The 11,182-nt window shown below is 37.0% G+C and carries 5 protein-coding genes, 3 tRNA genes, 2 rRNA genes and 1 pseudogene; all 11 read right to left on the bottom strand.

From position 1 onward, the window contains the following. A 23S ribosomal RNA gene (locus tag AC3EA5_RS15530) occupies positions 1-1,649 on the bottom strand; the annotation flags it as partial. A 52-nt stretch (positions 1,650-1,701) separates the two neighbouring features. Next, positions 1,702-1,774 (bottom strand) — tRNA-Ala (locus AC3EA5_RS15525). Between the two features lie 2 nt (positions 1,775-1,776). Next, a tRNA-Ile gene (locus AC3EA5_RS15520) sits at positions 1,777-1,850 on the bottom strand. Positions 1,851-1,895: 45 nt separating this feature from the next. Then, a 16S ribosomal RNA gene (locus AC3EA5_RS15515) occupies positions 1,896-3,376 on the bottom strand. Positions 3,377-3,567: 191 nt separating this feature from the next. Then, complete coding sequence (locus AC3EA5_RS15510; protein ID WP_488609156.1) at positions 3,568-4,461, bottom strand: hypothetical protein; 894 nt, start codon at positions 4,459-4,461, stop codon at positions 3,568-3,570. A 115-nt stretch (positions 4,462-4,576) separates the two neighbouring features. Then, positions 4,577-5,542: a YggT family protein gene (locus tag AC3EA5_RS15505; protein WP_488609155.1), complete on the bottom strand. Its 966-nt coding sequence runs from the start codon at positions 5,540-5,542 to the stop codon at positions 4,577-4,579. A 122-nt stretch (positions 5,543-5,664) separates the two neighbouring features. Beyond that, positions 5,665-5,738, bottom strand: a tRNA-Pro gene (locus AC3EA5_RS15500). A gap of 219 nt (positions 5,739-5,957) precedes the next feature. After that, positions 5,958-8,159: a photosystem I core protein PsaB gene (psaB, locus tag AC3EA5_RS15495; protein ID WP_488609154.1), complete on the bottom strand. Its 2,202-nt coding sequence runs from the start codon at positions 8,157-8,159 to the stop codon at positions 5,958-5,960. Between the two features lie 63 nt (positions 8,160-8,222). Next, a complete protein-coding gene (gene psaA, locus AC3EA5_RS15490) occupies positions 8,223-10,481 on the bottom strand; it encodes a photosystem I core protein PsaA (RefSeq protein ID WP_488609153.1) in 2,259 nt (752 codons plus the stop codon). A 222-nt stretch (positions 10,482-10,703) separates the two neighbouring features. Further along, a complete protein-coding gene (locus AC3EA5_RS15485) occupies positions 10,704-10,829 on the bottom strand; it encodes a photosystem I reaction center subunit IX (protein ID WP_488609152.1) in 126 nt (41 codons plus the stop codon). A 38-nt stretch (positions 10,830-10,867) separates the two neighbouring features. Further along, positions 10,868-11,182: pseudogene (locus AC3EA5_RS15480) on the bottom strand (Photosystem I reaction center subunit III); the annotation flags it as partial.

The following is an 11,182-nucleotide window of genomic DNA, read 5'->3' as shown; positions in this document are numbered from 1 at the left end:
TTAGTATACTCTACCTACCCACCTGTGTCGGTTATGGTACAGGCATTATTTGCTTATGACAGTGCAAGCTTTTCTTGGAAGTATGACATAGACTGCTTCGACGCCGTAGCATCTGGTATTCACGCCTCAACTCAAAACGTTTTCGCCGTTTCTCATCATCTTGAACGTTTAAACCGGTAACCAATATCCGGCCAGCTTAGCCTTCTCCGTCCCTCGTTGTCAACAAATAATGGTACAGGAATATTAACCCGTTGTCCATCGACTACGCTTTTCAGCCTCGCCTTAGGTCCTGACTTACCCTCCGCGGACGAACCTTCCGGAGGAAACCTTGGGTTTTCGGGGTATAGGATTCTCACCTATATTTTCGTTACTCAAGCCGACATTCTCACTTCTGCTTCGTCAATATCCGCTTCCGCTAATACTTCACCCTACAACAGAACGCTCCCCTACCGATATATCTTTGATATATCGCACAGTTTCGGCAAATTACTTAGTCCCGTTCATTTTCGGCGCAGGTTTACTCGATCAGTGAGCTATTACGCACTCTTTAAAGGATTGCTGCTTCTAAGCAAACCTCCTGATTGTTTATGCACTCCCACCTCCTTTATCACTTAGCAATTATTTAGGGGCCTTAACTGGTGCTCTGGGCTGTTTCCCTCTTGACAATGGAGCTTATCCCCCACAGTCTCACTGATGAACTCTACACTTAGTATTCTTAGTTTGCAACGATTTGGTACCGAATTACCAGCCCGCATACGTAACAGTGCTTTACCCCTAAGTTATAACATTCATCGCTGCGCCTAAACGCATTTCGGGGAGAACCAGCTAGCTCCGAATTCGATTGGCATTTCACCCCTAACCACAGTTCATCCGCTGATTTTTCAACATCAGTCGGTTCGGTCCTCCACTTAGTATTACCTAAGCTTCAACCTGACCATGGTTAGATCATCCGGGTTCGGGTCTATAACCAGTGACAAACGCCCTATTCAGGCTCGCTTTCACTATGGCTTCAGCATTCTCTGCCTTAACCTGCCACTAGCTATAAGTCGCCGGCTCATTCTTCAACAGGCACGCAGTCAGACGATTTAGTCGTCCTCCTACTGATTGTAAGTTTATGGTTTCATGTTCTTTTCACTCCCCTCCCGGGGTTCTTTTCACCTTTCCCTCACGGTACTGTTTCACTATCGGTCATTCAGGAATATTTAGCCTTACGAGGTGGTCCTCGCAGATTCACACGGAATTTCACGTGCTCCATGCTACTTGGGATTCAATTGGATTGTTTCAATTTTCGACTACGAGACTTTCACTCTCTTTGGTTGAGCATTCCAACTCTATTCGTCTAATTGTCACATTTAATCATTTCAAATTGTCCCACTACCCTTATTACTAAGTTTAGGCTGTTCCCAGTTCGCTCGCCGCTACTACGGGAATCGTTTTTACTTTCTTTTCCTCTAGGTACTAAGATGTTTCAATTCCCTAGGTTCGCTCTTTCTTATTTATTTATTCAATAAGAAGTATTTGAGTTTCCTCATTCGGAGACCTCCGGATAATAGCTTGTTTCCAGCTCCCCGAAGCATTTCGTTGGTAACCACGTCCTTCATCGCTTCTGAATGCCAAGGTATCCCCCATAAACTCTTCATTCCTTGAATTTAAGACTTCTAGAATCTTAATTTTCTTTCAAAACCTTATTGGTTTTTAATGTGGAGGTAAGCGGATTCGAACCGCTGACAGCCGCCGTGCAAAGACGGTGCTCTACCAACTGAGCTATACCCCCGTTGGGCCATTCTGGATTTGAACCAGAGACCTCACCCTTATCAGGGGTGCGCTCTAACCAACTGAGCTAATAGCCCGTTTCTTTTTTGTTATCGACCTAATTTTTAAAAACTTAAATTTTTAAAGGAGGTGATCCAACCGCACCTTCCAGTACGGTTACCTTGTTACGACTTCACCCCAGTCACTAATTCTACCTTAGGCGTCCTCCTCCAAAAGGTTAGAGTAACGACTTCGGGCATAACCAGCTTCCATGGTGTGACGGGCGGTGTGTACAAGGCCCGGGAACGAATTCACCGCTGTGTAGCTGACCAGCGATTACTAGCGATTCCAACTTCATGCAGGCGAGTTGCAGCCTACAATCCGAACTTAGAACGAGTTTTTAGATTAGCTAGTCTTCGCAGATTTGCATCTCATTGTCTCGCCCATTGTAGCACGTGTGTAGCCCAGGGTGTAAGGGGCATGCTGACTTGACGTCATCCCCGCCTTCCTCCGGTTTATAACCGGCAGTCTTTTTAGAGTTCGCTAAGGCAACTAAAAATGAGGGTTGCGCTCGTTGCGGGACTTAACCCAACATCTCACGACACGAGCTGACGACAGCCATGCACCACCTGTGTATACGTTCCAAACGGCACTTTCCTCTTTCAAAGAAATTCGTATCATGTCAAACCCTGGTAAGGTTCTTCGCGTTGCATCGAATTAAACCACATGCTCCACCGCTTGTGCGGGCCCCCGTCAATTCCTTTGAGTTTCACTCTTGCGAGCATACTTCCCAGGCGGGATACTTAACGCGTTAGCTTTGATACTGCGCAGGTCGATCTGTTCAACATCTAGTATCCATTGTTTACGGCTAGGACTACTGGGGTATCTAATCCCATTTGCTACCCTAGCTTTCGTCTCTCAGTGTTAGTAATAGCCCAGTAAAGTGCCTTCGCCATCGGTGTTCTTTCCAATCTCTACGCATTTCACCGCTCCACTGGAAATTCCCTTTACCCCTACTATACTCTAGTCTAATAGTTTCGACTGCGGTTTCGAGGTTGAGCCTCAAGATTTAACAGTTGACTTATTAAACCACCTACAGACGCTTTACGCCCAGTGATTCCGGATAACACTTGCATCCTCCGTCTTACCGCGGCTGCTGGCACGGAGTTAGCCGATGCTTATTCTTCAGGTAACGTCATTTTTTTCCTCCCTGAAAAAAGAGGTTTACAACCCATAGGCCGTCATCCCTCACGCGGTATTGCTCCGTCAGGCTTTCGCCCATTGCGGAAAATTCCCCACTGCTGCCTCCCGTAGGAGTCTGGACCGTGTCTCAGTTCCAGTGTGTCTGATCATCCTCTCAAACCAGATACTGATCGTCGCCTTGGTAAGCCATTACCTTACCAACAAGCTAATCAGCCGCAAGCTTCTCTCTAGGCGGAAATCCATTTCACTCGAAAGCATATGGGGTATTAGCAACCGTTTCCAGTTGTTATCCCCCTCCTAGAGGCAAATTCTTACGTGTTACTCACCCGTCCGCCACTTGAGTTAAAAACTCTCGTACGACTTGCATGTGTAAAGCATACCGCCAGCGTTCATCCTGAGCCAGGATCAAACTCTCTTAAAATTTCCGTGAATTTTTTTTTTTACTTTTGTCTAAAAGCATTTCTATCAAGTTGAATCAGAGAGTACTAAGGAAAATCAATCAGAAAGAGGGAGATTAAAAGAAATAGAATAAACTTCAAAAATTATTTTTATTTTTTATATTCTCAGATTCTCTATTTTCAAGAAATAGAGAATCTGAAACAGAAGTGGCAATTATTCATTTGGATCAGTCCATGAGCTCGAATCAGTTGATCCAAAAATTTTTAGTAAAAATTTCACTAGCAAAATAAAAGAAGCTGTATCCGAAGAATCTTTCCGGAAACGCAAAACAAGTAAAGCAATACTTATCAGAGTCCATGTTGATTTTGGACTAAGATTTAATTCCTGAGCCAATGCGAAAATTTGGTATACTAAAAGGCGACTTTTTAATTTATTCTCCAGAAGATCTGTCTGTAATTTTTTATAATCTTCAATTTCCAAGTTTGTCAATGAATTTAAAGAGTTCTCAACCGGTACATTGTGAAATGGTAAATTCTCAAAAGATCTTGGTTTTAAAAATTTTGCCTTTTTATATTTCTCCAATAATTCAATTAAACGAAGCCTAGAATTTAATTCTATAAGGTAATTGCTCAAATAACCAAGGTTTAAAGCATACGTATACTTGAAAATTGCAGAGTAGTAGTAAATTGTACTTAACGTAAGCATACTAAGCAGTATTAGCAATCTATGCTTATACGGATGGCTATGATAGAGGTTTGTTATATTTTTAAAAATCTCTTTCACCTTTTTCGAAAACCGGGAAGGAAGAGAAGGTTTTGGTTCTCCAAACCCCTTACCATCTGGTTCAAGATTGGGATTCTTCAGTAAAAATTGAACCATTAAAAAAAGGAATGTTCCATCCTGACGTGCTAAGAAAGAACTTTCGAATTGCAATTTAAAAACTGCTTCCCTTTGTCTCTGAGATTCTAACTGATAGTTTGCAAATGACGGAACTTGAAGCGCAATAGAGAAAATTTTCAAAAATCTTGAAAGATTTTCAACGTCCTGTAGAACTTTTTTTTTTAGAGTTTTCTTGTATCTAACTCTTAGGGGTAAATTTTGACTCATATGTTTTTATTTACTTTCTATTATTATTATTATTATTATCTAAAAGAATAAGAAGTAAAATAATAAATTAATGTCAAGGAAATTATTGACATTAATTATTAGTCTTAAAATCTATTCAGAATAAGATGGTTGAAACCAAATTCGTTATCAAAGGTTGAGAATCGATTAAAGGACTCTCGAATTTTGTTAGTAGTTCTTGATTGATTAAAAGATTATCAGGTAAAAATTGAATATTTAAATCTTGATAAGCTTGCTGCATATAATTTAAGATATCTGGTCGTTCCTGGTACCAAAATTGTCTGATCTCATTCGGTATGGGATACCGATACCATAAAATTGGCAGATAGTGAAAGACAAGAACATCTTTCATTTGTTGATTTATTAATAATTTGGTTTCCTCTCCTTCACTTGGTAAAAAGGGCATCGTCAAGACTAAATGATTTAGACTATCTGCAATTACTCCAAGTATTCCCAAAAATACGCTTCCGGTGATATTTACACCTAGAATTGATGGGACAATACCTTGTAAGACATCTTCGGTCCAATCTACTGCAGCTGCTAAGTAACACCAAGGAAAAGTATATGGATTAATATAAATAAACCAAGATAAGGCAATTCTAAGAATTACAATTTGAGAATAAACCATTAGACCAACAAAAATTATTTCTATTATAGTCTCTAAAACTGTTAGATCTAAACAAATATTCAACCGCACTTGAAGAAATTCTGAAAACCAGTCAGGTAGAAAATATATGTTTTTATAATTTTCAATATAAAAATTATAAAATCCCTCTTCCTTACTTTCATAAATATATCTCGGAACTGAATCCACTTTTGGAGCTGGACCAAAGATCATCTCGAACCATGTTTCGGGTCGCTGAATCGGTGGCCAAAATGTTTTATGTCGTGGAAGACTATCAATAAATTGTGATCGAGAATATATATCATTAGGAAGATCAGAAATAGTTGGCATCCCAGGGTTTTCAGGAAAACCAAAGAATCCAGCTATTTTTTTTACACAGTTGCCTACAATCTCATAAAAACCATTTCGAACAGGAATAAATTTTTCATCTAAATTCATGTTCTCCTATCTCACTATAATAAATTTTTCAATAGAAATTCGATATTGAATTACAAAATATATGATAACATATATTTTTTGAATTGTAAAGAAGAAAAATTTGCTTTTGAGCAGTAAAAATATCGGGATAGTAGGATTTGAACCTACGACACCCTGCTCCCAAAGCAGGTGCTCTACCAAGCTGAGCTATATCCCGAATCGCTGGGAAAGAGGGATTCTGTATTGCGACTATCCTTCTATTGTAGTAAATTTTTTGAAATTAGACAAGATTTCAAAAGAATTTCTTCAAAAAATTTGGTTGCAACATTGGCAAAGAAATCTAGGATCTTACTAATTGTTAATAGTGTTCAGAAGATTTATTCAAATAAGTCTCATTTTAAATAAATGAAACTTATTTGAATCTTTCCAAAAAAAATTAAGCAAATTTACCTGATGTTGAAGCAATAACAAAAGCTGCATAAGTTAAAATGTAACCCACAGCAAAGTGGACTAAACCAACTAATCTCGCTTGAACAATAGAAAGAGCTACTGGTTTATCTCTCCAACGAACTAAGTTTGCTAAAGGTGTTCGTTCATGAGCCCAAACTAATGTTTCAATTAATTCTTGCCAATATCCACGCCATGAAATTAAGAACATAAAACCTGTCGCCCAAATTAAATGTCCAAATAAGAACATCCAAGCCCATACAGATAAATTATTCATACCAAACGGATTGTAACCATTAATTAATGGAGATGAATTTAACCATAAATAATCTCTTAACCAACCCATAATATAATTTGATGATTCATCAAATTGACCAGGGTTACCACCCCAAATTGTCATGTGCTTCCAGTGCCAGTAGAATGTTACCCAACCAATTGTATTTAACATCCAGAACATAGCTAAGTAAAAAGCATCCCATGCAGAAATATCACAAGTACCGCCACGACCTGGACCATCACATGGGAAACTATAACCAAAATCTTTTTTATCTGGCATTAATTTAGAACCTCTAGCATCTAAAGCTCCTTTTACAAGGATTAAAGTAGTAGTATGTAACCCTAAAGCAATCGCATGATGAACTAAAAAGTCACCAGGACCAACTTTTAAGAATAAATCATTTTTACTATTATTAATTGCTTCTAACCAACCTGGTAACCATAGTTGATTTCCAGCAACTGTAGCTGGACTTGTCGAAGATGATAATAAAGTATTAAATTCATATACTGCTTTCCCTGAAGCTGCTTGAATATATTCAGCAAATAACGGTTCAAATAAAATTTGTTTTTCTGGTTGGCCAAATGCAACTACCGTATCATTATGAATATATAATCCTAAAGTGTGGAAACCTAAAAATAATGAAGCCCAACTTAAATGTGAAATAATTGCTTCTTTATGTTCTAACATTCTTGCTAAAACATTATTTTTATTTAATTCTGGATCATAATCACGCACAAAGAAAATGGCACCATGTGCAAATGCACCAACCATTAAAAAACCTGCAATATACTGATGATGAGTATAAAGTGCAGCTTCAGTTGTAAAATCTTTTGATAAGAATGCATATGGAGTAATAGCATACATATGTTGAGCTGTTAAAGATGTTGCAACACCTAAACATGCTAATGCTAAACCTAATTGCATATGTAAAGAATTTGTAATTGTTTCAAATAATCCAACATGCCCTGCACCTAAACGACCTCCTGGAGGACGGTGAGCATCTAAGATTTCTTTCATACTATGACCAAGACCAAAATTTGTTCGGTACATGTGACCAGCTACAATAAAAACAACCGCAATTGCTAAATGATGATGAGCCATATCACTTAACCATAATGATTGAGTTTGCGGATGGAAACCACCTAAAAATGTTAGAATAGCTGTTCCTGCACCTTCAGATGTTCCATAAATATGTGTAGCATTATCAGGATTTTCAGCATAAGCAGTCCAGTTTCCATTAAAGAAAGGAGTTAACCCTTCTGGATGTGGAGGAGTTGTTAAGAAGTTATCCCACCCTACATGAGTACCACGAGATTCTGGAATTGCTACGTGCACAAGATGTCCTGTCCAAGCTAATGAACTTACACCTAATAAGCCCGATAAATGATGATTTAATCGAGATTCGTTGTTTTTAAACCATGATAAACTTGGTCTAAATTTTGGTTGTAAATGTAACCAACCAGCAAATAATAAAGCTGATGATAAGATTAATAAACCAATAGCTCCTGCATATAGTTCTTGGTTTGTTCTTAAACCAATAGTATACCACCATTGATATACACCTGAATATGTAATATTAACTGGGTATGTATTACCTTTACTAAATGCTTTAATTGCTGATTCACCAAAATGTGGATCCCAAATTGAATGGGCAATTGGTTTTACTTTTAATGGATTACTTACCCATTTTTCAAAGTTTCCTTGCCAAGCAACATGGAATAGATTTCCTGCTGTCCATAAGAAAATAACGGCTAAATGACCAAAATGAGATGCGAAAATTTTTTGATATAAATTCTCTTCAGTCATACCATCATGTGCTTCTAAATCATGAGCAGTAGCTATACCATACCAAATTCTTCGCGTTGCTGGATCTTGTGCAAGGGCTTGGCTAAACTTTGGAAATTTAGTTGCCATAATTGTTAGATGCCTTTTTATAGAAATTTTAGTTATGAATAAAAATTAATCTTTTGATTTTGTTTAACTGATTGAAACAGCACGTGCTAAGAAAAATGCCCATGTAGTTCCAATACCACCTAATAAATAATGAGCTAAACCAACAGCACGACCTTGAGTAATACTTAAAGCACGTGGTTGAATAGCTGGAGCAAAGTTTAATTTGTTGTGTGCCCAAACAATTGATTCTATTAATTCTTGCCAGTAACCACGTCCACTGAATAAGAACATTAAGCTAAATGCCCAAATAAAATGCGCACCTAAGAAAATTAAACCATATGCTGATGCTGCTGATCCGTAAGATTGAATTACTTGTGAAGCTTGTGACCATAAGAAATCACGTAACCAACCATTAATTGTAATAGCACCTTTTGCAAAGTTACCACCAGTAATATGTGAAATACTACCATCTGGTGTAATAGTTCCCCAAACATCTGATTGCATTTTCCAACTAAAATGGAAAATTACAACTGAAATTGAATTATACATCCAGAATAAACCTAAAAATACGTGATCCCAACTTGAACTTTGACACGTACCACCACGACCTGGGCCGTCGCAAGGGAATCGGAAACCTAAATTTGCTTTATCTGGAATTAATTTTGAACTTCGCGCGTATAAAACACCTTTTAGTAATATTAATACTGTTACATGAATAGTAAAAGCATGAATATGATGAACCATAAAATCTGCAGTTCCTAATTGAATAGGCATCATAGCGATTTTTCCACCAACTTCAACAACTTCTCCACCAAATGCATAACTAGTTGTTGCTAAAGCATTAGGCGCAGTTGTACCTGGTGCTAATAAATGGATGTTTTGAATCCATTGAGCAAAAATTGGTTGTAATTGAATTGCTTTATCTGAGAACATATCTTGTGGACGACCTAGTGCTCGCATTGTATCATTATGAATATAGAATCCAAATGCATGGCATCCTAAGAAAATACAAACCCAATTTAAATGTGAAATAATTGCATCACGATGTCTTAATACTCGATCTAATAAGTTGTTATAATTATTTGCTGGTGTATAATCACGAACCATAAAGATTGCACCGTGTGCTGCACCACCAACTACACAGAATCCACCAATCCACATATGATGAGTAAATAACGAAAGTTGAGTAGCATAATCAGTTGCAATGTACGGATATGGTGGCATTGCATACATGTGATGAGCAACAATAATACTTAACGAACCCATTAAAGCTAAATTAATAGCTAATTGAGCATGCCAAGATGTTGTTAAAATTTCATATAAGCCTTTATGACCTTCACCAGTAAAAGGACCTTTATGAGCTTCTAAGATTTCTTTCATGCTATGACCAATACCCCAATTTGTGCGATACATATGGCCAGCAATAATAAATAAAACAGCTAATGCTAAATGATGATGAGCTGTATCACTTAACCATAAACCACCTGTAACAGGATTTAAACCACCTTTAAAAGTTAAGAAATCTGAATATTCACCCCATTGACCACTAAAGAATGGTGCTAAACCTTTTGAAAAACTTGGGTATAATTGACTCATTAATTCACGATTAATGATAAATTCATAAGGTAATGGTATTTCTTGTGGTGATACACCTGCATCTAGTAACTTATTAATAGGTAATGCTACATGAATTTGGTGACCTGACCAAGCTAAACAACCTAATCCTAGTAAACCTGCTAAATGATGATTCATCATAGATTCAGCATTTTGGAACCATTCTAGTTTTGGTGCTGCCTTATGATAGTGGAACCAACCAGCAAATAGCATAATAGCTGACATTGCTAAACCACCAATAGCAGTCCAGTATAATTCAACTTCACTAGTAATTCCTTCTGCTCGCCACATTTGGAACCAACCAGAAGTAGTTTGTACACCTGAGAAGTTTCCACCAACATCACCATTTAAAATTTCTTGACCTACAATTGGCCAAACAACTTGAGAACTTTGCTTGATATTTACTGGATCTGTTAACCATGCTGAATAGTTAGAAAAGTATGCACCATGGAAATGCATTCCACTGATCCATAGGAAGATTACTGCTAATTGTCCAAAGTGTGCACTAAAAATTTTACGAGATACTTCTTCTAAAGAACTCGTTTGACTATCAAAATCATGAGCATCGGCGTGTAAGTTCCAAATCCACGTAGTTGTTTTTGGACCTTTCGCTAACGTTCTAGAAAAATGACCTGGTTGTGCCCATTTTGCGAAACTAGTTTCGACTGCGTCTTTTTCAACAAAAATTTGCACGTTTTTTGCACGACGGTCGGTTGAGCTTATTGCCATCAATTTTCTCCTTGTTGGGAGACGAAAATTTAAGAAACTCTCATAAAAAATAAAGAATAGATAAGAAATAACTTTCTGTTCATTATGAGTTTTCAAGTCTTAATTATACATTTTTTTAATAAATTTTAATTAATTTTTTAACTAATAAAAAAATAGAAAAGAATAAATCATTGATTTTTAAAATATTTAAAGGATTTAGTACTACTAAATCCTTTAAATATTTTAAAAATAAACTCCTAATAGATCCGGGAAGAAACGATTAATTTCAATAATAAAACCAGCAGTAAAACTTAACCATATAGTAAGTAAAACTGGTGCTGTTGATAAATATTTTTGAAAATTTTCCATAAAGATTTAATTTAATAATATATAAATAAATTTTAAATTTAACGAGGTGAGACTGTTATCTCATCTTTAGGAGCAACTAAATCTCCACTAATTAATTCTTGCCATGCTGAAATTGGCCAAATAAAACCTGTTGACATGATTTTTAAGGCTAAAGGAACATTGATAATAATTTCACTTTCAGCTGGATTTTTAGTTGTACTTACTGCCCGAAGATATTTCCGACCAACCCAACCAATCCAACCAGAAATATAGATAAATCCAAATCCTGGAATTATAAATTCTGCAGCATGACTCCAACGTCCATCAGCAATTAAATGAGGTAATCCATCAGTTCCACAAAGTAAATCAGATCG

The sequence above is a fragment of the Paenisporosarcina sp. genome, assembly GCF_057785155.1.
This window is presented reverse-complemented; position numbering and strand designations above follow the sequence as displayed.

What these genes read in the sequence shown, in the direction of transcription:
- AC3EA5_RS15485 (WP_488609152.1), bottom strand. Translation starts at nt 10,829, where the DNA reads ATGGAAAATTTTCAAAAATATTTATCAACAGCACCAGTTTTACTTACT.
- psaB (WP_488609154.1), bottom strand. Translation starts at nt 8,159, where the DNA reads ATGGCAACTAAATTTCCAAAGTTTAGCCAAGCCCTTGCACAAGATCCA.
- psaA (WP_488609153.1), bottom strand. Translation starts at nt 10,481, where the DNA reads ATGGCAATAAGCTCAACCGACCGTCGTGCAAAAAACGTGCAAATTTTT.
- AC3EA5_RS15505 (WP_488609155.1), bottom strand. Translation starts at nt 5,542, where the DNA reads ATGAATTTAGATGAAAAATTTATTCCTGTTCGAAATGGTTTTTATGAG.
- AC3EA5_RS15510 (WP_488609156.1), bottom strand. Translation starts at nt 4,461, where the DNA reads ATGAGTCAAAATTTACCCCTAAGAGTTAGATACAAGAAAACTCTAAAA.